Source organism: Variovorax multivorans (genome assembly GCF_051216835.1).
Lineage (GTDB): Bacteria > Pseudomonadota > Gammaproteobacteria > Burkholderiales > Burkholderiaceae_C > Variovorax.
This window is the reverse complement of record NZ_JBPJZL010000031.1, coordinates 1-20,560: the sequence shown is the minus strand read 5'-3', so window position 1 is coordinate 20,560 and position 20,560 is coordinate 1. Positions and strand designations below refer to the sequence as shown.

22 protein-coding genes and 3 pseudogenes are annotated in these 20,560 nt (G+C 60.6%); 16 read left to right on the top strand and 9 right to left on the bottom strand.

Going from position 1 to position 20,560, the window contains the following annotated elements:
* Positions 1-14: 14 nt before the first annotated feature.
* The 5 genes from ACSFCA_RS35910 to ACSFCA_RS35890 all read right to left on the bottom strand — a co-directional run bounded on the left by ACSFCA_RS35910 (position 15) and on the right by ACSFCA_RS35890 (position 4,063).
* Entirely contained in the window at positions 15-1,103 is a 1,089-nt protein-coding gene (locus tag ACSFCA_RS35910) for an IS630 family transposase (RefSeq protein WP_435462903.1), read from the bottom strand.
* Between the two features lie 66 nt (positions 1,104-1,169).
* On the bottom strand, positions 1,170-1,955 hold the full coding sequence (locus ACSFCA_RS35905; protein ID WP_435462902.1) for a Crp/Fnr family transcriptional regulator: 786 nt from the start codon (positions 1,953-1,955) through the stop codon (positions 1,170-1,172).
* 438 nt (positions 1,956-2,393) lie between these two features.
* The gene (locus ACSFCA_RS35900) at positions 2,394-2,714 is read right to left on the bottom strand and encodes a hypothetical protein (protein WP_435462901.1); all 321 of its coding nucleotides are present in this window, start codon (positions 2,712-2,714) and stop codon (positions 2,394-2,396) included.
* Between the two features lie 82 nt (positions 2,715-2,796).
* On the bottom strand, positions 2,797-3,114 hold the full coding sequence (locus ACSFCA_RS35895) for a hypothetical protein (protein ID WP_435462900.1): 318 nt from the start codon (positions 3,112-3,114) through the stop codon (positions 2,797-2,799).
* Between the two features lie 175 nt (positions 3,115-3,289).
* Positions 3,290-4,063, bottom strand: coding sequence for an MHYT domain-containing protein (locus ACSFCA_RS35890; RefSeq protein WP_435462899.1), 774 nt, complete (start codon positions 4,061-4,063; stop codon positions 3,290-3,292).
* 833 nt (positions 4,064-4,896) lie between these two features.
* Here ACSFCA_RS35890 and ACSFCA_RS35885 point away from each other — a divergent pair.
* The 3 genes and pseudogenes from ACSFCA_RS35885 to ACSFCA_RS35875 all read left to right on the top strand — a co-directional run.
* Positions 4,897-5,490 carry a nuclear transport factor 2 family protein gene (locus ACSFCA_RS35885; protein WP_435462898.1) on the top strand — a complete coding sequence of 198 codons (594 nt, stop codon included), beginning with the start codon at positions 4,897-4,899 and terminating at the stop codon, positions 5,488-5,490.
* A gap of 207 nt (positions 5,491-5,697) precedes the next feature.
* Positions 5,698-5,802, top strand: a pseudogene (locus ACSFCA_RS35880) (IS5/IS1182 family transposase); the annotation flags it as partial.
* Positions 5,797-6,010, top strand: a pseudogene (locus tag ACSFCA_RS35875) (IS3 family transposase); the annotation flags it as partial. The pseudogenes ACSFCA_RS35880 and ACSFCA_RS35875, both read left to right, overlap by 6 nt.
* Before the next feature lie 124 nt (positions 6,011-6,134).
* On the opposite strand, the gene ACSFCA_RS35870 reads toward ACSFCA_RS35875, so the two are convergent.
* Positions 6,135-7,055, bottom strand: coding sequence for a LysR family transcriptional regulator (locus ACSFCA_RS35870; protein WP_435462897.1), 921 nt, complete (start codon positions 7,053-7,055; stop codon positions 6,135-6,137).
* Positions 7,056-7,190: 135 nt separating this feature from the next.
* Here ACSFCA_RS35870 and ACSFCA_RS35865 point away from each other — a divergent pair, with 135 nt between their 5' ends.
* The 8 genes and pseudogenes from ACSFCA_RS35865 to ACSFCA_RS35835 all read left to right on the top strand — a co-directional run.
* Complete coding sequence (locus tag ACSFCA_RS35865; RefSeq protein WP_435462896.1) at positions 7,191-8,540, top strand: MFS transporter; 1,350 nt, start codon at positions 7,191-7,193, stop codon at positions 8,538-8,540.
* A gap of 52 nt (positions 8,541-8,592) precedes the next feature.
* Positions 8,593-9,369 carry a maleate cis-trans isomerase family protein gene (locus ACSFCA_RS35860; RefSeq protein ID WP_435462919.1) on the top strand — a complete coding sequence of 259 codons (777 nt, stop codon included), beginning with the start codon at positions 8,593-8,595 and terminating at the stop codon, positions 9,367-9,369.
* Positions 9,370-9,384: 15 nt separating this feature from the next.
* Positions 9,385-10,068 (top strand): flavin reductase family protein, encoded by a 684-nt coding sequence (locus tag ACSFCA_RS35855; protein WP_435462895.1) that lies wholly within the window; start codon positions 9,385-9,387, stop codon positions 10,066-10,068.
* On the top strand, positions 10,065-11,675 hold the full coding sequence (locus tag ACSFCA_RS35850) for a lyase family protein (protein WP_435462894.1): 1,611 nt from the start codon (positions 10,065-10,067) through the stop codon (positions 11,673-11,675). The genes ACSFCA_RS35855 and ACSFCA_RS35850 overlap by 4 nt, the downstream gene beginning before the upstream one ends.
* Positions 11,676-11,792: 117 nt before the next feature.
* Positions 11,793-11,906 (top strand): ScoMcrA-related endonuclease, encoded by a 114-nt coding sequence (locus ACSFCA_RS36550; protein WP_475541952.1) that lies wholly within the window; start codon positions 11,793-11,795, stop codon positions 11,904-11,906.
* Between the two features lie 284 nt (positions 11,907-12,190).
* On the top strand, positions 12,191-12,388 hold the full coding sequence (locus ACSFCA_RS35845) for a hypothetical protein (protein ID WP_435462893.1): 198 nt from the start codon (positions 12,191-12,193) through the stop codon (positions 12,386-12,388).
* An 84-nt stretch (positions 12,389-12,472) separates the two neighbouring features.
* Positions 12,473-13,879: an IS701 family transposase gene (locus ACSFCA_RS35840; RefSeq protein ID WP_435462892.1), complete on the top strand. Its 1,407-nt coding sequence runs from the start codon at positions 12,473-12,475 to the stop codon at positions 13,877-13,879.
* Between the two features lie 72 nt (positions 13,880-13,951).
* Positions 13,952-14,185: pseudogene (locus tag ACSFCA_RS35835) on the top strand (transposase); the annotation flags it as partial.
* A 122-nt stretch (positions 14,186-14,307) separates the two neighbouring features.
* On the opposite strand, the gene ACSFCA_RS35830 reads toward ACSFCA_RS35835, so the two are convergent.
* Entirely contained in the window at positions 14,308-14,748 is a 441-nt protein-coding gene (locus ACSFCA_RS35830; RefSeq protein ID WP_435462891.1) for a helix-turn-helix domain-containing protein, read from the bottom strand.
* A 95-nt stretch (positions 14,749-14,843) separates the two neighbouring features.
* Positions 14,844-15,137 carry a hypothetical protein gene (locus tag ACSFCA_RS35825; RefSeq protein ID WP_435462890.1) on the bottom strand — a complete coding sequence of 98 codons (294 nt, stop codon included), beginning with the start codon at positions 15,135-15,137 and terminating at the stop codon, positions 14,844-14,846.
* Here ACSFCA_RS35825 and ACSFCA_RS35820 point away from each other — a divergent pair.
* The 4 genes from ACSFCA_RS35820 (at position 15,136) to ACSFCA_RS35805 (ending at position 18,385) form a co-directional block, all read left to right on the top strand.
* Positions 15,136-15,510: a hypothetical protein gene (locus tag ACSFCA_RS35820; protein WP_435462889.1), complete on the top strand. Its 375-nt coding sequence runs from the start codon at positions 15,136-15,138 to the stop codon at positions 15,508-15,510. The two genes, ACSFCA_RS35825 and ACSFCA_RS35820, sit on opposite strands and share 2 nt — an antisense overlap.
* Positions 15,511-16,009: 499 nt before the next feature.
* Positions 16,010-16,474, top strand: coding sequence for a hypothetical protein (locus tag ACSFCA_RS35815; RefSeq protein ID WP_435462888.1), 465 nt, complete (start codon positions 16,010-16,012; stop codon positions 16,472-16,474).
* Positions 16,471-17,319, top strand: coding sequence for an ImmA/IrrE family metallo-endopeptidase (locus ACSFCA_RS35810; RefSeq protein ID WP_435462887.1), 849 nt, complete (start codon positions 16,471-16,473; stop codon positions 17,317-17,319). Before ACSFCA_RS35815 ends, ACSFCA_RS35810 begins: the two co-directional genes overlap by 4 nt.
* Complete coding sequence (locus ACSFCA_RS35805; protein WP_435462886.1) at positions 17,306-18,385, top strand: beta family protein; 1,080 nt, start codon at positions 17,306-17,308, stop codon at positions 18,383-18,385. Before ACSFCA_RS35810 ends, ACSFCA_RS35805 begins: the two co-directional genes overlap by 14 nt.
* Here ACSFCA_RS35805 and ACSFCA_RS35800 read toward each other — a convergent pair.
* A complete protein-coding gene (locus tag ACSFCA_RS35800; RefSeq protein WP_435477484.1) occupies positions 18,352-19,371 on the bottom strand; it encodes a sce7726 family protein in 1,020 nt (339 codons plus the stop codon). The two genes, ACSFCA_RS35805 and ACSFCA_RS35800, sit on opposite strands and share 34 nt — an antisense overlap.
* A 538-nt stretch (positions 19,372-19,909) precedes the next feature.
* Between ACSFCA_RS35800 and ACSFCA_RS35795 the strand changes: the two genes are divergently transcribed.
* Positions 19,910-20,560, top strand: a 651-nt coding sequence (locus ACSFCA_RS35795) for a c-type cytochrome (protein ID WP_435462885.1), incomplete at its 3' end; no start/stop codon positions are given.

Here is a 20,560-nt window from a genome sequence, read left to right as displayed (position 1 = left end):
CTTTCCGCAGGTCGCTACTGTCCTGAGTTAGAAGTTCGCAAGCAAAGTCTCTCGATGCTTGTTGCGAGGATGTCGTCGGCAGACTTGGCCCAGTGGAAAGGCTTTGGATTGGCGTTGTTGAGCAGGAGGTACTGCTTGATCGCCTGCTCGAGTTGACGGGTCGAGCGATGGGTGCCGCGGCGGATGTACTTCTCGGCGAGCGTGGCAAACCATCGCTCCACCTGATTGAGCCACGACGCAGAAGTGGGCGTGAAGTGCACATGGAATCGCGGATGGCGAGCGAACCAGTTCCTGATCGTGGGCGTCTTGTGCGTGCCGTAGTTGTCCATCACGAGGTGCACGTCCAGTGCGCTGGGCACGTTGGCCTCCACGGTTCGCAGGAACTGCAGGAACTCGCTGCTGCGGTGGCGGCGGTGGACTTCGCCGATCACCTCCCCGGTGGCGATGTCCAGCGCCGCGAACAAGGTCGTAGTGCCATGGCGCATGTAGTCGTGCATTCTGCGCTCAGGAATTCCGGGGGCCATCGGCAGTACGGGCTGGGTGCGGTCCAACGCCGGGATCTGGCTCTTCTCGTCCACGCACAGCACCATGGCTTTGAGCGGCGGGTCCAGGTACAGGCCCACGATGTCGCGCACCTTCTCCACGAACAGCGGGTCGCTGGAGAGCTTGAACGTCTCTTGGCGATGTGGCTGCAAACCGAAGGCGCGCCAGATGCGCGTGACGGCCGTTTGCGACAAGTCCATCTCGCGCGCCATGGTGCGCGTGCTCCAGTGCGTGGCCCCTTCGGGAATCGACTCCAGCGTGCGGGCAATCACCGTATCGACACGCGCGTCGTCGATGCTGCGCGGTGCGCCCGGTCGGGGCGCATCGAGTAGGCCGTCCAAGCGCAGTTCGACAAAGCGCGCCCTCCACTTGGACACCGTCTGGGGTGTGACACGCTGGCGAACGGCGACCGCCTTGTTGTCCTGCCCATCGGCGCAGCCCAGCACGATGCGCGCTCGCAATGCGAGAGCCTGTGCAGTCTTGCGCCGCAGGGTCAAGGCCGTGAGTTGTTCGCGCTCCACATCACTGAGCACCAGTTCGCTCTTGGGTCTGCCTCTCATCGCCACCTCGTCGTGTTCGAACAGTACACGACTGACCGTAGCGGGAGAAATTAGTTCAACGAACTTCTAACTCACGACACTAGGATGGGTAACTGATCGACGTTCGTCGATTCTTCGTGACAGGCAATTCCGAGCGCTTCTCGATTTCACAGGAAGCAGCCGGCTGTACTCCCCTCTGACCGCCGCATAGCACTCGCACGCGCGTGTCTCCAAGCCCTTGCGGTCGAGCACTTCGATGCGGCCGCGTGCATAGCGGATCAGGCCAGCTTCCTGCAACTTGAGGGCGCTCTCGGTCACGCCCTCGCGACGCACGCCGAGCATGCCGGCGATCAGTTCGTGCGTCATCACGAGCTGGTTGCTCTGCAGTCGGTCCAGGTGCAGCAGCAGCCAACGGCATAACTGCTGGGCCAGCAAATGGTGCCGGTTGCACGCCGCCGTTTGTGCTGCTTGTGTCATCAACGCCTGGGTATAGCGAAGCATCAGGTGCAGCACTGGGCCACTGCGGTTGAGTTCGTCCTTCACCGCCTGGGCTTGCAGCCGGAAGCCGTGGCCGGCACTGTGCACCACCGCACGGCCAGATGTGGATTCGCTGCCCATCACGAGCGAGACGCCGACCATGCCTTCGTTGCCGACGACAGCGAACTCGGACGATACGCGGCTTCCCATTGCGCACAGCAGCGAGACGACTGCGGTGGCCGGAAAATACGCGTAGCTCTGAATCCTTCCCGGCTCGTACAACACTTGGCCCAGCGGCATCTCAACCCGTTCAAGCAGTGGGAGCCAGCGCCGCAAGTCGGCGTCCGTCAACGCAGCGAGCAAGCGATTCTTCTTGGCGTCGGAGGAGGCTGACATCGAACAGGACCTTGCGTCACAGGTTACTACGGTGGCGATCTCCACCGAGCTAGTTTTCAACCATAGACCGGGAAAAACAGCTTGTATGTTCGGCAGCACACAGACGGTCGAAACCGCATCCCGATTGCACGGAGATTGGTGGCGCCGCCTCCCTGATGCGAGAGCTGCCGCTCAGCACGCTATCGACGGTGACCTTCGAATCGGGCAATCAAATCTGCCGCGCCAGCGCTTCGTTCGCCACGATCTCCCAGTGACCAGGCGCAATTTCCGCGGGCCTTTAGACGGCTGCGTTGGGCATCGGGAAGGCGATGGGCTGTTCGCGCTCGGAATCGCAGGTCTCATTCTCCTGATTGGTCTCGTGGTTCTTTTCTTCGCGCCCATCTTCCGATAGGGCATCCGCGGTTCGATCAGGGTCGTGCGCATGTCCTGTTGCGGCGTCTAGCGTTTGGGGACCATCACACGGTTGGCAGAAGACTCGATGGAGCGAACACGGATCGCGATGTCGCGCAGTTCCTGCGCAAGGGTGAAGGGCCGCGGTGCGCTTGCATCCTTGGCGGCTCTCATTCGGGCGATCTCGCGAGGGTGCCGAGATGTTCGCGGACTGAGCCGAAGCAGCAAGGCGCTGACGGCGTCCGAGGTGTCGTCGACGGCCGTGCGCAGCGCGGTGACCGCGTCGAGGATTTCCGCATCCCGCGTCGTCATGACGTCCTCAACCGAGAGGGAGTTGTCGAATGTGAGCGCCGAAAAATCTTCTTTCATTAACTTTCTTGTATCAACTCGGGCGCTTCAAGCGCCGTGTCGGCCGACCGATGCGGACAGACCGCTCATGTCAAGAGCCTCATCAAAAATACGGTGAGAGCAACCCGGTCAGATCATCTGCACGAACTCGGATCGAAGGCCAATTGTCAGACGAGGAATCGCCCTGCCCACGTTCTTCGACCCAGTGTGATCCTGGACCATAGACCGCGTTCTGGACCTCGCAGATGATCTTGGCCTGCCTGCGCGCTGACGCTGTTGCTGCGACCCACATGCCGCAATCGAAATGCTCATCGTCTTCATGGTGGACGATGTCTTCGCGCCAGAAGAGGCGGATTTTCTTCTCGGCGCGAGTGGCGTGCCTGTCGGTGTCGGCAGCCTTCGTGGTGGGTTCATCGCGCATGGGCGCGCTGCCTGTTTGCATTGAAGCAAAGTCGGCAGTGCGCGACAAAAAATCCTTCTGAAACCTTGAACTGCAAGTCATGCCAGAAACGTTCTTTCGCCCGTTTCGAACCATGGCAACTCAGATGTAGTGACCGGCGCTGTGGCCTGCGATGCCGTTCTCTTTCTGGTCGGCATCATGAATGCCGTGGCCTCGTCTGCGCGACCGGTGCATCCAGGCTGCTGCCGGTGACCACCCAGTAGATGAAGATCAGCACCGCGCCGGCCGTGCCGAACACCGACAGGCCCATGTAGCTGCCGCCGATGGCGAGCGCGTCGGCCGGCGCGGCCGCGATGCAGACCATGCTCGCGGCGCTCATGCCCACGTAGTGCATGGTGCAGACCGCCACGCCCATCACCGCCGCGGCGGCGACCTGGTGGCTCAGCTTGCGCAGGTTGAACGCCAGCCACAGGGCCGCGGCGGCCGCGGTGATGGCGATCCCCACCGACAGCGCGACGACGCCGAGGTCGAACTCCATCGAGGCGCGCATGCTCATCGCGAACATGCCCATGTAGTGCATCACGCAGACGCCGAGCCCGGCCAGCAGGCTGCCGGCCAGCCAGCCAGCCTTGCTGAACTTGCGCCGGCCGCCGGCCAGGTAGAGGGCGATGCCGGAGATCAGGATGGCCGCCACCAGCGACACGACCGTCAGCGGCATGTTGTACGAAATGCCTACTGGCAGCCTATAGGCCAGCATGCCGATGAAGTGCATCGACCAGATGCCGATGCCGCCCAGCGCCACCGCGGCGCAGGCCACGACGGCGAGGTTGGGCTTGCCGTCCGCACCGACCATGCGCCCTGCGCAGATCAGTGCCACCAGCGAACCCGCAAAGGAAATGAGGAACGAAAGCGCCACCAGCCCCAGGGAGTACTCGGGCGATAGCAACTGGCCAACGACGAGGGGAGTCATGCGGTTTTTCCTTTCAATGAAGTCGCCCCTGCAGTCCTGAAACACCAAATGGGAACAGCACCTTGCGAGGCATCCCTGCAAGTCTGTAATCATTGTTATAAAAAGTAAATAGTCAACCCTGCAATATTCATCCTGACGCCCATGCGTTCCGCAAGGCGCCTCGATGGATCTGGAACACCGGTGCGAGTTGCGCCGGAGCGAATTGCATGAGCGACGTGAGCAGGCGCAACAAAAGTCCCTTGAGGGGGCACGAGAGGCCTGCTGTTCGTTCCCGTCCGACGGACTAATCTCTTGCGGTGCGCTTACAGGCACGGTGTGCAGCACAGCAGCGGTGCTGCCCAACTTCAAGACATACAAAAACGTAGATCGTGAATGCCTGCCATACAACCAGGTTTACGCCTCGCGTGGTTGCGAGCTGTGGAGCGGGGCCGCGATGCTGGCGATGGTGCGTACCGAATAAATCATCCCCGTCTTGCTGGCGCGGGTGCTGAGGGCGGTAGCCACACGCTGGTCCTTCGTGAGCAGATATCGGTCGGCACGTCCTGCTTCCCTATCAGATTGACTACTTCGCGCTCGAACTTTCGAACGCATTGCTCTCCCCCTCCCATCCGACAACGTACAAAGGATTTCGTGATAGCAGCAACAGCCTAACTGTCAACAAGTTCACTAGGTGGCCCTAGGAATTCGGCAGCGACACTCCGGACATGACGTCCGAAGTGAACGGACACAACACCCCCTTCAAAAGTATCTGCGTCCGAGCCACGATCCCCGCTGTTGCAGTGAACGCAATATCTAGCTTCACCAATACCAACTCAATCACGAAATGATTCGCCATGAAAGACCAAGCTAGTACGGCTATCGGCCAACCGAGCCGCAGAGGACTTATCGTTACTTCCGGAGTCATTGGTGTCTCAACGGTGTTGGCTTCCGCATCGGCGCAAGCCCAACTCGCTGAAGGGAAAACTCCTGCCACCGAGGTGGTTTTGGAATTTCTGAATAACACCGCTCCAGACAAGATTGAAGCTGCTGCGGCGCGACTTGTTGCCGAGGACGCAACCTACATCTCTCTCAACTTCGACAACCCGGAGCTGAAGAAGATCCTTCCGTGGACAGGCACTCAGAAGGGACGAAACGCCTACACCAGCACCTTCATCGGTGTTGCAAGCTACTGGACCATCGAAGACTTCAAGATCTTCGATGTTTTCGGTGCAGGTGAGAACGTAGCCGTTTTCGGCTCGTTTACCTATCGCTCCAAGACTCGCGGGAAGTTGTTTCGCTCGCCTCTCTCCATCCACGCAAAAGTGAAGGACGGGAAGATCGTTTACTTCATGTTCATGGAGGATACGTTCGCATCTGGGCGTTCATTCAGTTCCGGTGGGAAGTGGAAGATCAAGACAGATCCCAAGGGTCTCGAGTATCAAGTCTGACTTGAAGGATACCCAAAACGATCAGCAAGCTTCGCGTCGGTCGCTCAGCGGCAAGCGGGATAAAAGAGGCACTACTGCACCTCCGTCATATCAAGGCATGGGCGGGTTCTCTATTCTTTTCTTTCCGTGCGGTCCAGATCTAGGGAAGGTCTGATCAAGAGCACGTTCCTTGCATGAAGGACTGAACTCTGCAAAGGAGCACGAGCGATGAGCCAGATCAGTTTTGCGGATGCGGAGCAAGCGGGCAAGAGGAAGAAGACGAGGCGCGAAGTCTTCCTTTCCGAGATGGAGCTGGTGGTTCTCTCGCAAGGGTGCTCGCCTGACAACGCGGCGTGTGAAGGCTTCTTCGGACGGCTGAACGGAACTGTTCTACCCTCGGGACGGGAAACCCACAATCATTGGGCAGTTCATTCAGGTAGTTGATTCCTACATCCGCTGGTACAACGAGAAACAGATCAAGATCTCCCTTGGCTCTCTCAGCCCCCTCGAATACCGAAAGAGTCTCGGACTCGCGAGATAAAACAAGTCCAAGTTTTTATCCGCATCCCCGCAGTAGCCGGCCATTGGAGTATGCACGGCACTGGGCTCGGGACCTTGCTTCGTAGCAGGTCGCGCCCAAAATCGCTCGCGTGCCGCGTGAGTTCTCAGGTTCTGCTTGCCAACCTGTACTCGACCATCTCGACGAAGGCCATCGCCGGCGGTGAAAGGGACTGCCGGTCGCGCATCGCAAGCAGCAGGTGCCGCTCAGTGCGTATGCCCGTGAGGCGAAGGGCGCTCAGCCCCATCGACTTCAGATGCGGTGCCGCGCCCGCGCGCGGCAGGATTGCGACGCCCAGGCCGGTCGCCACCACGCGGCACATCGCGTCGAAGCTGCGCACCTGTATACGGATTCGCAGCGTGCGACCCGCCGCGTCAGCGTCCGACGCGATGTGGCGCATCAACGATGTCGATCGGGCCAGGCCGATGATGTCGAGCGCCAGCACGTCCTTCAGCGCCACCGACGCTTCGCGGCAGAACGGGTGTCCGACGGGCAGCAGCAGGACCAGTTCGTCGACATCGCACACGAGGGTCTGCAAGCTTTCGGCCGGCGTGTTGGCGCCGATCACCGCCAGCTCGGTGACGCCTCTAGCCACCGCGCGGACCGCGTCCTCGCTGAGCGCATCCTCGAGGTCGATCATCACCGCCGGGTGCGCGGATGCATACGCTGCCAGGATTTGCGGCAAGAAGCCGCCGAAGGCCGAAGTGTTCGCCCAGAGCCGGAGGTGCCCGCCGGCGCCGCGCTGGAAGTCGTCCATCGCCATGGCGAGCTGCTCGACGCCCGCTGCAACGCTGATCGCGTGGTGCAGGAGTGTCCGGCCGGCGGCGGTGGGCACGACGCCGCGCTTGCTCCGCTGCAGCAGCACTGCGCCGACGTGCGCCTCGAGCTCGGCGATGCGCTTGCTGGCCGCGGCCAGACTGATGCCGAACCGCTCGGCGCCGGCCGTCAAGCTGCCCCCTTCGACCGCCGCGACAAACAACCGCAGCGAGGCCAAGTCGAAGCGGTTCAGGTTGATGGCACCGGACATCCGGAGATGATCAACCAAAGGTTGAGGTTGAGTCAACCAGATCCGAAGCCATTTCCCGGTGGGTCGCCAAAACTGGCGATATAGCTGGGGACGAACACACCGGCAGCAGTCCGACTCGATTCACGGAGACAACGCATGAATTCCATTCCGGTGCCAGACGCCAGCGCCAAAGTCGCCTGGTACAGCGGCCTCAACTCCAAGCATTGGCGGATCCTGACGGCCAGCTTCCTCGGCTGGGTGTTCGACGGTTACGAGTCGTATGCCCTCTTCATCGTCATGCCGTTCGTGCTGAACTCGATGTTGACGCTCGACATGCTGGGCAACCGCGCGTTATGGGGCGGCGTTGCCATCAGCGTCACGCTGCTTGGCTGGGGCCTCGGCGGCTTGGTTGGCGGGGTGCTGGCCGACTACGTGGGTCGCAAGCGGATGATGATCCTCTCGGTCTTCTTCTACGCGATCTTCACGGGTCTCACGGCGTTCGCGACCAACTTCTGGGTCTTCTGCTTCCTGCGCTTCATCACCGGGATCGCCATGGGTAGCGAGTGGAGTACCGGCGTCGCGCTGCTCGCGGAAACATGGCCGAACCGGGCACGACCCAAGGGCGCGGGCTTCCTGCAGTCGGGTTTCGGCTTCGGCACGCTCATCGCCGCCTTGGTGTGGCTCGTGCTAAGTCAGACGCAACCGCTGGGCCAGGACACTTGGCGCCTGGTGTTCGTCGTCGGCACGCTCCCGGCCTTCTTCTGCCTGTACATCCGGCGCGCGGTCGGCGAATCAGAGAAGTGGCTCGAGGCGGTGCGCAAGCAACGCTGGGCCGCGACGGAGAAAACAAGCGGTGCCACCGCGGCGAGCGGCAAGCGCCCGTTCACGCTGAGCGAGATCTTCCGCGAACCGGAGAGCCGCAGGCGAACGCTGCTTGCCTTCCTGCTCTCTTTGACGACAACGGTCGGCTGGTGGGCGATCTCGAGCTGGTTGCCGGAGTACGCGGCGCAGATGGCGAAGGCGTCCGGCATCGCCAACCCGGGCCAATGGGCCTTGCGCGCCGCGCTGCTCTACACGGGGGGCGCCGTTGTCGCCTACCTGCTGTCGGGGTTCCTCGCCGACGCGCTCGGCAGGCGCGTGTACCTCTTCCTGACTTACCTCGGCGCGCTGATCACGACCGCGTTGACCTATCTGTGGACAAGCACGCCCGATGGGCTGCTGCTGGCAGCCTTCGTCAACGGCTTCTTCACGCTCGGCTGCGCTTACTCCTGGATGGCGATCTATCCGGTCGAGCTATTCACGTCAAGCGTGCGAGCGACCGCGGCGGCCTTCATCTTCAACGCCGCGCGAATGATCGCCTGGGTCTTCCCGATCCTGGCCGGCACGATGATCCATACGTTCGGAAGCATTCCGCGCGCCGCGATGACGCTGTCCACGATCTACGTGATCGGGCTGATCGTGCCCTGGTTCATGCCCGAGACGCGCGGCAAGGAATTGCCCGAGTGATTGCGTGCAGCAACGCCAGCCTCATCCAACCTCATCCACCAACGAGATCGACATGAATCGAATCTACCGGATCGGACAGATCGTCCCCAGCTCCAACACAACCATGGAGACTGAGATCCCGGCCATGCTACGCGGTCGCGAGGCGCTCGAACCCGAGTGGTTCACGTTCCACTCGAGCCGCATGCGCATGATGAACGTCACCAAGGAAGAGCTCGCGAAGATGGATGGTGACTCGGACCGCTGCGCGATCGAGCTGTCAGATGCGCGCGTCGATGTGCTCGGCTACGCCTGCCTCGTAGCGATCATGAGCATGGGCAAGGGCTACCACCGTGTCTCGGAGCAGCGCCTACACCAGCGCACCGTCGACAACGGCGGCCCGGCGCCGGTGGTGACGAGCGCCGGCGCGCTCGTCGACGGCCTGAAGGTGATCGGTGCGAAGAAGGTGTCGATCATCGCGCCATACATGAAGCCTCTGACCAAGCTCGTGATCGACTACATTGAAGCCGAGGGCATCGAGGTCGTCGACAGCATCTCGCTCGAGATTCACGACAACTTGGCGGTCGGTGCCCTCGATCCGCGCGCGCCAGCGGACCTGTGGCACAAGCTCAATGTCGCCAACGTCGACGCGATCGTCGCTTCGGCCTGCGTTCAGATGCCGTCGCTAGCATCGATCCCCCTCATCGAGGCCGCGAGCGGGGTGCCGGTGGTGTCGAGTGCCATCTGCACCACCTTCCAGATGCTGTCCAAGCTCGGGCTGAAGACGGTCGCGCCACAGGCCGGCGCGCTGCTCTCGGGCCGCTACAGCCAGCCGATCGAGCTTGCCGCCTGACGCACGGTACCCGCTATGCTGATGCAAACCAAGTCCGTGACCGAGGCCGCGCTCAACGACTTCCACGTCTACGAGCCCAGGCTTGGACACGGGCTGCCGCACGACCCGTTCAACGCGATCGTCGGGCCACGCCCCGTCGGCTGGATCTCGACGCGTAACCGGGAGGGGCACCTGAACCTCGCGCCCTACAGCTTCTTCAACGGCTTCAACTATTCACCACCGATCATCGGCTTCTCGAGCATCGGCTTCAAGGACACCGTCCGCAACATCCGCGAAATCGGCGAATTCGTCTGGAATCTCGCGACCCGCCCGCTTGCCGAAGCGATGAATGCGACCAGCGCGACGGTGTCGCCCGATGTCGACGAGTTCACGCTGGCCGGTCTGACTCCCGTGCCCTCACGCGTCGTGAGCGTGCCGCGCGTCGGCGAGAGCCCGGTCGCGTTCGAGTGCCGGCTGACGCAGTCGATCCAGCTCCAGGCCGTCGACGCGAGCGCGATCGATACCTGGCTGACCCTGGGTGAGGTCGTCGCCGTGCACATCCTGAAGCCGCTGCTGCGCGAGGGTGTTTACGACACGGCGGCCGCGCGCCCGATCCTGCGCGGTGGAGGGCCGGCCGACTATTTCGAGATCGGCGCGGGCGCGCACTTCAAGATGCACCGGCCGACTAAGGAAGAGAAGATCAAAGGAGAGACAAGATGATGAGAAACAAGTTCCATCTCGAACTTTTTGCCATGTGCGCGGCTCTCGCATGCGCCAGCTATGCACCGGCATACGCCGCGGACACGGGCGAGACCGCCTGCCGTACCACGGCTGAATGCCGGGAGCAAATCGAACTCATCAAGGGTGGCGCCACCAGCGACGCTACCAGCGCGCAATCGAAAGCACAGGACTTCTTCTACTGGGTGGGCCGCATCAACATGGCGTCGACGGTGGTGAATGTCGAAAAGGGAATCATCCCCGCGTCGCTGGCTGGCAAGATCGCCACCGGTGTCGCGTATTCCATCGACCAAGCCGGTAAGGCTAACGGCCGACGCCCCACCGATGTGCTTCAGATCGAAAAAATCATCACCGATCATGTCGGCCCAGAAGCCTCGCTGATCCATTCCGGCCGCAGCCGCCAAGACATCCACGCCACCTTGTACGCAGCTCAACTGCGTACGGAACTGCTGGACTACGACGACGCGCTCAACGAGGTTCGCATGCGCCTTTTGGCCAGCGCCGCGAAGAATGTGGACACCTTCGTGCCGGCGTACACCAATGGCGTGCAGGCCATGCCCATCAGCTACGCGCATTATTTGCTCGCCTTCGCTGACTCGTTTGCGCGCGATGCGGAACGATTGCACCAAGCGTATGCGCGGGTGAATCGTAGTGCGTTGGGCACTGCCGTGCTCGCCAATTCCAGCTGGCCGCTGGACCGACAACGGCTGGCTTCGTTGCTGGGCTTTGACGCACTCCTCGTCAATTCTCTGGATGCGGGGCAGATCAGTACCTACGACATCCCCATCGAAGCCGCCAACCTGGTGGGCTCTAGCGCGATCCGCGTCGGTGCGTTCATGCAGGACCTGGACGCGCAATATCACCAGGTTCGCCCCTGGCTTCTATTGGCACCCGACAAGACCTACAGTAGCAGCGCTATGCCGCAAAAGGCCAACCCCGGTGTGATCCAGAACGCGCGCGGCAAGGCCTCCGACGTCGTCGGCGCGGCACAGATGGTGACCTTGCGCGCCCACAATGTCTCCCCGGGAATGACCGACTACAAGAACGCGTGGAGCCCCGCGGGCGCCAAGACCTTTGTGCAAGCCGTGGACATGATGAAGCAGTTCGCCGTTGTGCTGGACGCACTCCGCATCGACCCCAAGCGCTCACTGGAAGAGCTGGACGCTGAATGGACGACCTCGATGGAGCTGGCCGAAACGCTGCAGCGCGCCAACCAGATCCCGTTTCGTGTTGGCCATCATTTCGCATCCGAGATCGTGGTGTATGCGCGCGCCAAGGACTTGAAGCCCAAGGAGTTTCCTTATGCGGAAGCCGTACGCATCTATGCCGAAGCTGGCAAGAAATACCAACTTGCCGACCTGAAACTGCCGCTCGATGAAGCCGCCTTCCGCAAGACTCTATCGGCTGAAAACATGGTACGCACTCGTGTCGGCATCGGAGGCCCGCAGCCCGAGGAGGTGCGACGCATGCTGGCCGAAGCCAATGTCCTGCTGACACAGGACACGGCCTGGACGAAAGAGCGCCGCGCGAAACTGGCGCAGGCAGATGCCAGTTTGAACCTGGCTTTTTCTGGACTGCTCAAGCGATAGACATCGCCAGAGTGCGATCTGCCCCAGCAGGGGCGGAGCAGCCTACACCTTTGGCCACCCCGGGGCGCCAATAGGAAGACCATCGCAGGTGCCGCGTTCAGTCATCAGTTTCCAGAGATGGGGCCGCTCAAGGCTGCTGACTTTTCCGGCGGGGAGTCCACAGTGGTGCCCAAACTGCAGCGCCTGGGCTTTAAGGTAGTGCGCATCGGAGAAGACTGGAGCGAAGCATGAAGTACATGCGACCGTGGTCGCCTACTTCGAGATGCTTCGGCTCGAAGTGGCCCAGACCCACTACACCAAGACTGAATTCAACGCACAGCTGTGCCAGCCGCCGAGAGGACGTAGCAAAGGTTCTGTGGAGCTGAAGTTCCAGAACATCAGTGCCGTCTTGAATGGGCTGGAGCTGCCCTTCGCTCCCGGCTACAAGCCCCGCGCCAACGCACAACCTTGCTACGCCAAGCGGTCCAGCAGCTCGTGCTGGACCATCCCGATGTCGTGGGCCAGGTGGTCAAGCCATGGAAGACGTCAAGACGCCAGGGCAGGTTTCCTTCCATGCGTCTGCCGTCGCGCCACCGCCGGTCAAGACGGTTCTACAGGTGAAAAGAGATATGCCCAAGGTAAGCAATGGGATGAAAGCCCCCACCCGTAACGGCATCAAGGTGCAAAGTGGGGATGTTGATCAACCACTTGAACCGAGAGGGCGTCCATTGTGAAGCTTACGGCCGTTGGCATCGACCTAGTCTTACTGTGTCATAAATGGCACAATTCGCTCTTCCGGACTTCGAGCTGGAGGATCGATGAATGCAGTAGAGCGTTTTGATCAGTATCTTGATCACCTGAGCGAAGGCTTGGGTCACGCGGACCGGCGCGCGGGCCTTCGTGGTTACTGCACGGGCTTGATGCTTCCGCTGTCGCGCAAGAGCGTGGAGCCTATGGCCGCGCGGGTCGACCCGATGCACGCCAGCGCGCGGCACCAATCACTGCACCACTTTGTGGCCAAGGCCGAGTGGTCTGACACGCAGATGCTGCGCCGCATATGCCAATGGGTGATGCCCAAGATGGACTTCAGCCAAGGCGGCTGGTGGATCATCGACGACACCGGGTTCCCGAAGAAAGGTCGCCATTCGGTCGGTGTCACGCGCCAGTACTGCGGGATGCTGGGCAAGCAGGACAACTGCCAGGTGGCCGTCAGCATCTCCCTGGCAAGCAACCAGGGCAGCCTGCCCGTGGCTTGGCAGCTGTACCTGCCCGAGGACTGGGCGGCGGATCCTGAACGCCGCGCCAAGGCCGGCGTTCCCGATGAAGTGCGATTCGCCACAAAGACGCAGATCGCGCTGCAGCAATTGCGCACGCTGCTGGACGAAGGTGCACCGCGCCACTGCGTGCTGGCCGATGCTGGCTACGGCGTGGACAACGCCTTCCGCCAGGCGCTCAGCGACATGGGCTTGCTCTATGCGGTAGGTGTCACATCTGCCGTCGTGGTCTGGCCGCCTGGCGTTCAGCCGCTGCCACCCCAACCTTACAGCGGCATGGGCCGCCCGCCAGTGATGCCCAGGCGCACGGCGGCACTGCAGCCCATGAGCGTCAAGGCATTGGCGCAGTCGCTGCCAAGCCGAGCGTTCCAGAACATCAGCTGGCGCGAGGGAACCAACGACACACTGAACGGCCGCTTTGCGGCCGTGCGGGTGCGCCACGCCGGCGGCAATACGGGCAAGGCACGCTTGCGTCCCGAGCAGTGGCTGCTCATCGAGTGGCCGGCAAGCGACGCTGAACCGAGCAAGTACTTCCTGTCCACTCTGCCAGAGGACACGCCGATCAACGAGTTGGTCGATGTGGCCCATCAGCGCTGGCGCATCGAGCGCGACTACCAGGATCTGAAGCAGGACTTCGGTCTCGGCCACTATGAGGGCCGAGGTTGGCGGGGATTCCACCACCATGCCGCCTTGAGCATTGCGGCCTACGGGTTCCTGATGGCCGAACGCCTCATCGCCGACAAGTCTGTCGGCGGTAAAAAAAACTTCATCGAACGCCAAGTGCCTGCCGTTCCCGAGGATTACACCCCCCGCGGCAGTCCTGCGCGCGCAGCGCCACGTGGCGACCTCGATCACGACACTGCGCCATCGACTGAGTTACCAACTGATCGCTCGTCTCGGGCAGTGCCCCTGCTGCGGAAGGGCAAGCGCAAGACTTCTCTTGTGACATAGTAAGACTAGGGAAGGTCTGATCAAGAGCACGTTTCTTGCATGAGGGATGAACCCTGCAAAGGAGCACGAACGATGAGCCAGATCAGTTTTGCGGATGCGGAGCAAGCGGGCAAAAGGAAGAAGACGAGGCGCGAAGTCTTCCTTGCCGAGATGGAACTGGTAGTGCCGTGGAAGGCGCTGCTCAAAGTCATTGAGCCCCACTATCCAGTGGCAGGCCGAGGCCGTCGGCCCTACCCGCTGCAAGCCATGCTGCGCGTGCATCTGATGCAGAACTGGTTCGCCCTGAGCGACCCGGCGATGGAAGATGTAAGCAACGCCGATAAGTGCGAATGGCTCCGGATCTGCGGCCGCTAAATGCGAACTTGCCGAGGAGCTATCGGGCTGCGCGGATTCAAAGCGCGTCGCTTTGCTCTGGCAGCAGCGGTGCGCTACTGCGTGGCTAGACGTTCCGCAATCTCACGCGCACCGAGATCTCGGACTGACGCAAGATTTTCGAGTTGTGCCGCCCGTGGACGCGCCTTGCCTTGCTCCCAGTGATAGATCGTCTGCCCGGACACACCAATCAGTTGTCCATAGATCGCCGCGGAAAGCCCGAGCTTGGCCCGATGTGCCGCCAACCTGGTTGCGCTGAATCGGCGCTTCGTGCCCGCTGAACCCTCGTCGTCCGAGTCCGGCGCCTTGGCTGGGCGCGTCGCCCCTTTTACGACCCGACGCAATTCCTTTTCCAGAGCATTCACTTGGCGACGTAGCTCCGCTATCGATGCGCGATGGGCGACCGATGCTCTCTTGAGCGTTTCGATCTCGGCGCGCACCTCCTTACGAGCGACGCGGGAGATTTCGACTTTGAGGATGGAGGCGATATTTGGCATGGACGCATTCTGCCGCTATACAACCATGCTTCTGAGGTGCATTGAGACCCCACATCGCAGGCACAGAGGAGGCTATCCCTCAAGCCCTCTGTTTTTCAGAAACTCTGCAAATTCAGTCGGTGGCCTTCAGCAACTAGAGCGACGAGGTGATCCGCAATGGCCCCGGCCTTCGCGGGCAGTGCTTCGATCAACTCGGTTCCGCTGGAGAATCCGCAGTAGCGAACCTCCATGAAGTGAGCGAATCCCTCCGGAACTGCGCTCGCTTCGCCCGAAATTGCGGCTTCGATGGAGTTGTACTCGGCAGGCTCGGTCACCAACACCCCCGAGTTTTCAACCCGCGCGATGTAGATTGCAGGAGCTTCCTTGTGGATATCGAGAGTCAGGTTCATGAACGGTTCGGTGTTGATCGGCTGCGATGACATGATGATGGCGTCGACCGCAGTTGCCGACAAGGTGCGGGTCGACAGCCCGAATATCTTCCGCTGCTCGTGTGAACGCGGCGCCGAAATGGAAGCATGCCGACATGCGATCGAATACAGGCACGCGCTGCCCCGTCGAGTACCGCAGGGCCCTTGGGATCGCTGCATAACCAGTCCAAGATTTACGCCGCATCCCCTGTGGGCTATGTACGCGTGGAAATCAACAGCCGATACCGTCGTGCACCAGCACCTTCATGCGATTGGCCCTTCGGTTGGCGAACAGGTAGTGGCAGCTTGCTGCCGTCCGCATGCGCCGGGCGTGATGACCGCAATCGCTGCATAGACGCCCTTCGGATACGTCCGCTACAGACTGGGGAGCCGACACCCATCGCGACCAATTCATAGTCGCCGACCGGCTAGAAGCAGGCGACGTTCCCTTGGGGCGACCCTGGTGCGCGGCATGGAAGTTTCCGGATTTGTAGTCGACGCCCCTGGAGACATCCGAGGTCTTGGACTGAGGGCTAGTGCGCGGACTTCATTGCTTCCTCGGTGCCCCCTGGGCTTTCGCTTGGCCGCATTGAAATCACTGTGACAGTGTGTGACAATGCGAACAAAAATACTCAGGAGACGCCGCTTTGGATCCTATACAGGCCAAGCTTGAGGAGTTGCGGGAGTTGCTTGCAAGGTCGCCGGATACGGCACCCGTCGCAGTGGCCGTAATTGGGCTGGGCGAACTCAGTTCACGGTCAGATTCGAAGGTCCCCTATGAGCTTCGATTGGGGTGGGATCCAATCACGGCGCATCTTTGTGATCGGACCTGGGGGGTTTTCAATGTGCAGCTCATGGAGCACGTCGAGGCGCAGCACTATGCGGAGCCGGAGCTCAAGGCGGTTCTGGGAGCGATCCAGATCGACGACAGTCATTGGCGCTGGCTGAGAAAATCCCTCAGCTACGCCTCCGACGATCAATACAAGTGGTTCTTTCTGATCGCCGAAGGCTACCCCCAGGCCGCGTGTCTTGTCTATCACCCGAAGCCAAGCGCATTGCATGATGGCCAGATTTTCTACATCGAGTTTATTGCCGTCGCGCCGTGGAACCGCGAAAATCCTTTAGCTCCACGAGCATTTGTGGGCGTGGGGAAACTTCTTGTGGAGGAGGTGCGAAAGTTTGCCAGGGACAAGCTTGGGCTGCACGAGGGATTTTCATTGCACGCCCTACCTAGAGCCTCTGGGTTCTATCTCTCGCTTGGCATGAAGCGACTGCCTGAGCATGATAAGGAAGTGCTTCAGTACTTCGAGATGGCATGAGCGAATCCGACGATTTCCCTCTCTCGCCGGATTGTTGGGCCGATGGCTACGAGTATTACCAAGCATTCCTTAAGGCAAAGAAGCATCTGTCTTCGTTGCCGCCTCGACATCGTGGGGCCGATCCCGATAGGACGCTATATGAGCTGACAACCCACTTCTACGCCGGCCCTGGTAAACCTGAGGCTTTGTATCGGGCGGGGCTAGGTGAGCTGAGTTCTGCGGCTGTCGTGTGGCTCGCACGAGTTCGCGTATTGTCGGAATGGTTTGTTGCTTCGAATGCCGTGCCGCAGTTCGACGGGTTGAGCGATCAAACTCTCCAACAGTTGCGCAGCCTTGCCTCTGATCCGAGTGGACTTGTTCAGGTCGCCTCTGTACTTCACGCGCGGGGCGTCCTCCTGATTTATGAGCGTTCGCTGCCTGGCTTGAAGGCCGACGGCGCGGTATTTCTACTGCCCTCCGGTACCCCAGTTGTCGGGATGAGTCTTCGTCATGCTCGTCTGGACAACTACTGGTTCACCTTGATGCATGAACTGGGGCACATCAGGTTGCACTTCGACCAGTTGGAGTCGCCGATCGTTGATGACTTGGACGAGGAGCGCCCCACGGTCACGGAGAGGCAAGCGGATCGGTTCGCCTCCGACGAGCTCATTCCACGGGCTGACTGGCGCAGTTGCCCTGCCAAATACACCCTCAGAGAAGACGATATCTACGCATTCGCCAAGAAGATGGCGATTGCTCCACAGATCGTGGCGGGAAGACTGCGTCGTGAGTTGCGACGGCATGAGCTTTTCTCCGACTTAGTAAACGCGGTCAATACGCGGGAGATCCTGCTTGGCAAAGATTAAGTACACGCCCTTTCTGAAGCTGAAGTCCAACGAAGTGGGTGCGCTGGCCGTGCTGGCCCCCGCCTTGAAGGAGTGGATCGTTCCATTTTTCGATCTACCTCGGAAAGATGGAATGACGGCTAAGTCCTACCAGGTGCTGCTGGAGAAGAGCGCTCGAAAGATCGAAAAAAATCTTGGAACGGCTCAGCCATTCTTTCTAGACAACTTTGACATCCCGGACGATGTGGCAGCTGCCGGCGCATCGACATACGCCAGCGTGATCCAGCGGTTCCAACACACAAACTTTATTCCTGTATTGGGGCTTGATCGCTCACCTCATCACGCCAATGCTGTGTTTGTGGCAAAGGGGCAGGGGACTATCCAGTCCAACGTGGCCGCTATCCGGTTGCTTGAGGAAGATTTCGACTCTTTCCCTCTGATCGAGGCTGACATTCAAGACTTGATTGACCGGGGCGATGAATTTTCAGCCTGGCGTTTGATTCTTGATTCGCGCATGTGCAGCAACGTGAACGTGATCGGACATGCGAAAAAACTTGCAGAATTCATTGTGGCATCCCGAGCGGCGTTCGACTTCTCGGAGATCATCGTGACCGGCTCATCTGTTCCGGCGTCCATCGGCGAGGCGGCAAAGTCTAACCAGGCAACAAGTCTCGATCGGACCGAACTGCAGCTATTTCGAGAGATTCTCAGTGTGCACGGTTTGGAGGGCATCGGATTCGGCGACTACACCGTGGTCAGTCCGATGTACTCAGACATTAGCATCCCCCCGGAGATGATGCAAAACGTCATGGCGCCGAAGATTATTTACAGTGATCAGCTCCATCATCACATTTGGCGAGGTGGTGCGTTAAAAACGCACGCTAGGGGAAGTCTCCAGTACAACGATATTGCCTCGCAGATCGTCTCGCAATCCTTCTACCGCGGATCGGCCTATTCTTACGGGGATACGTACCTTGACCAAAAGGCAAAATTGCTCGGCAGCGGCGTCACCCCGAGCAGCATTCTCAAACCAACGATCAACGCGCACATCAGCTACATGGCAACTGACCACCCATTGTTGCAATGACGCGCGAGCAGAAACTCTGCGATTCGCTCGCTGACGTCACGTGCAGCATTTGTTTGTGCAACCAGTTCACTCAAATTTGCCCGACTTAGCTTTTCGATCTTCTTGTCTTGGTCTTGGCACATTGCGAGCAGTTCGCTTTTCCAAAGAGTGAGTAAGGCGACCTGCTTGTTGAAGCTGGGACTGACGGTCGCCTTTCGAAGGTAGCGCAATTTCACGCCATCGGACGCATCCGAAGTCGCGAGAATCATGCCCCAGTGACGCGGAGCCAGGACCGCAGCCTGAGCAACATGATTGTCCGTGGTCACCAGGGTGATGCGCTCGAATGCCTGGTCGTAAAAGGCACCTTGGCGAAGGATTCGAGCGACAGTGTCCGTTTCGCCCTTTATCTCGTAGCAGTGGGCAGAGCGATGAATTGCCACCACATCTGCGATGGCACTTCCATTGTGAACTCGAACTTCTTCCAAGACCGCTCGAGGTACGACTGATCGACCCCGAAGGTGCGAAATTAACGTCGCTCGAATGGATCTATCGGAAAGTTGGGCCATGATGGCGAGAACTGGGAGCTGGAAAAGGGAGCATCTGAGATCATACCGACGGAATATTAGATGCGGTGCACGCGCTCCCGCTGGAGTCTGGCCCTGGGAATTTCCAATCGTTGGCATGAGGCAATCGTCGCTTTGCGCCAGAGCGCAAAGCGCGTGCGGCTGCCGTACGCCCATCTCATCGTCGGGATACAGCATCGGCAGCTTTACGCCGTTGATGCTCACAACCGTTCTCGCCTGACAGGCCCAGGCAGGATGCAGCGGGCCTGATCTGGGCCCCGCACAGCGCCAGAACGAGCGCATTTCGTAGTTTTGCGGCCGCTCATGCATGGCGTGTCCGCGCCGTCGCAGCATTGCAGCTCCACCACCGAGTTGGCTAGCCGGAGTATGAAAAGCGACGGCGGTCGGCATCGAGGCGGGTCCCTGAGCGGCTTTTTTCTCCATGGTCTCTGCCAGCGCCGAACCGCTGTCGAGATCCAGTCGTGAACGCTGCCATGGTCCGCGGCGCGAAACCGAGCTAGCTCATCGTGGGAAATGTCATTGCCTTGCCTTGGTGCCTGCTCGTGAAACGCGATAGACGGCTCGATCAGAATGTCTAGGCATTGTGCAAAGGCGAGTACTGCTGCCGCCAGTCACCGATGCTCGTCGAGCGGTTTGCCTTTGGCGACCCGAGCGAGCCGATTGCGACATTCCGGACATGGCGTCCGAAGTGAACGGACACAACGCCCCCTTCAAAAGCATCTGCGTCCGAGCCACGATCCATGGTGACGCAGTGAACGCTATGTCTAGTTGAGAGCCCCCGCGGTCGCGCCTCAGTGAGTCAATAAAACGCGATGTTCTTCATTCAGTTGGCCTCAAAGAACTCCCTCCATTTCGCGATGGTGATACCCCCGCGACGGCTCTGGTTCAAAAGCATCAAGAACCATCTGCGGTTCATCATTTGCTTGACGTCATTCAGCGGCGCAAGGAGACTGCAACGACGATGAAGAAATTTCCGTGGCCTTTCGCAGGCATCACCGTACTCGTCATCATCACAGTGCTGGCTCTTGCGCTGTGGCCCACGACCACGCGGACCATCGCCGCCGCGCCCGACAGCAATTCGAAAGCCCTCGTCGACAAGGGCCGCTACCTGGCTCAGGCCGGCGATTGCGTGGCCTGCCACACGGCACCGGGAGGGGCGCCATTCGCCGGCGGGCTGCCGCTGGCTTCGCCCATCGGTGCGATGTACAGCACCAACATCACGCCCGATCGCGACAGCGGCATAGGCAATTACACGCTCGCCGACTTCGATCGCGCGGTGCGCCACGGCATCCGGATCGACGGCGACTCGCTGTACCCCGCGATGCCTTATCCGTCGTATGCGCGCATGAGCGACGACGACGTGCGCGCGCTGTATGCCTTTTTCATGCACGGCGTGGCGCCGGCCCAATCCCAGGCGCATCCACGCGGCATTCCCTGGCCGCTGTCGATGCGCTGGCCGATGGCGCTGTGGCGCAAGGCATTTGCGCCGCTGCCGGATGCCGTGGCCTTCGACGCCGCCCGCTATGCCGACATGTCGGTGGCGCGGGGTGCGTATCTGGTGCAGGGCCTGGGGCATTGCGGCAGCTGCCACACGCCGCGCGCGCCGACGATG

Coding starts and splice junctions, on each gene's coding strand:
- ACSFCA_RS35870 (WP_435462897.1), bottom strand. CDS start 7,055: ATGTCCGGTGCCATCAACCTGAACCGCTTCGACTTGGCCTCGCTGCGG.
- ACSFCA_RS35815 (WP_435462888.1), top strand. CDS start 16,010: ATGGAGCACGTCGAGGCGCAGCACTATGCGGAGCCGGAGCTCAAGGCG.
- ACSFCA_RS35840 (WP_435462892.1), top strand. CDS start 12,473: ATGAATGCAGTAGAGCGTTTTGATCAGTATCTTGATCACCTGAGCGAA.
- ACSFCA_RS35830 (WP_435462891.1), bottom strand. CDS start 14,748: ATGCCAAATATCGCCTCCATCCTCAAAGTCGAAATCTCCCGCGTCGCT.
- ACSFCA_RS35900 (WP_435462901.1), bottom strand. CDS start 2,714: ATGAAAGAAGATTTTTCGGCGCTCACATTCGACAACTCCCTCTCGGTT.
- ACSFCA_RS35800 (WP_435477484.1), bottom strand. CDS start 19,371: ATGGAGAAAAAAGCCGCTCAGGGACCCGCCTCGATGCCGACCGCCGTC.
- ACSFCA_RS35895 (WP_435462900.1), bottom strand. CDS start 3,114: ATGCGCGATGAACCCACCACGAAGGCTGCCGACACCGACAGGCACGCC.
- ACSFCA_RS35820 (WP_435462889.1), top strand. CDS start 15,136: ATGAACGGTTCGGTGTTGATCGGCTGCGATGACATGATGATGGCGTCG.
- ACSFCA_RS35850 (WP_435462894.1), top strand. CDS start 10,065: ATGATGAGAAACAAGTTCCATCTCGAACTTTTTGCCATGTGCGCGGCT.
- ACSFCA_RS35855 (WP_435462895.1), top strand. CDS start 9,385: ATGCTGATGCAAACCAAGTCCGTGACCGAGGCCGCGCTCAACGACTTC.
- ACSFCA_RS35905 (WP_435462902.1), bottom strand. CDS start 1,955: ATGTCAGCCTCCTCCGACGCCAAGAAGAATCGCTTGCTCGCTGCGTTG.
- ACSFCA_RS35910 (WP_435462903.1), bottom strand. CDS start 1,103: ATGAGAGGCAGACCCAAGAGCGAACTGGTGCTCAGTGATGTGGAGCGC.
- ACSFCA_RS35845 (WP_435462893.1), top strand. CDS start 12,191: ATGGAAGACGTCAAGACGCCAGGGCAGGTTTCCTTCCATGCGTCTGCC.
- ACSFCA_RS36550 (WP_475541952.1), top strand. CDS start 11,793: ATGGGGCCGCTCAAGGCTGCTGACTTTTCCGGCGGGGAGTCCACAGTG.
- ACSFCA_RS35825 (WP_435462890.1), bottom strand. CDS start 15,137: ATGAACCTGACTCTCGATATCCACAAGGAAGCTCCTGCAATCTACATC.
- ACSFCA_RS35890 (WP_435462899.1), bottom strand. CDS start 4,063: ATGACTCCCCTCGTCGTTGGCCAGTTGCTATCGCCCGAGTACTCCCTG.
- ACSFCA_RS35885 (WP_435462898.1), top strand. CDS start 4,897: ATGAAAGACCAAGCTAGTACGGCTATCGGCCAACCGAGCCGCAGAGGA.
- ACSFCA_RS35860 (WP_435462919.1), top strand. CDS start 8,593: ATGAATCGAATCTACCGGATCGGACAGATCGTCCCCAGCTCCAACACA.
- ACSFCA_RS35810 (WP_435462887.1), top strand. CDS start 16,471: ATGAGCGAATCCGACGATTTCCCTCTCTCGCCGGATTGTTGGGCCGAT.
- ACSFCA_RS35865 (WP_435462896.1), top strand. CDS start 7,191: ATGAATTCCATTCCGGTGCCAGACGCCAGCGCCAAAGTCGCCTGGTAC.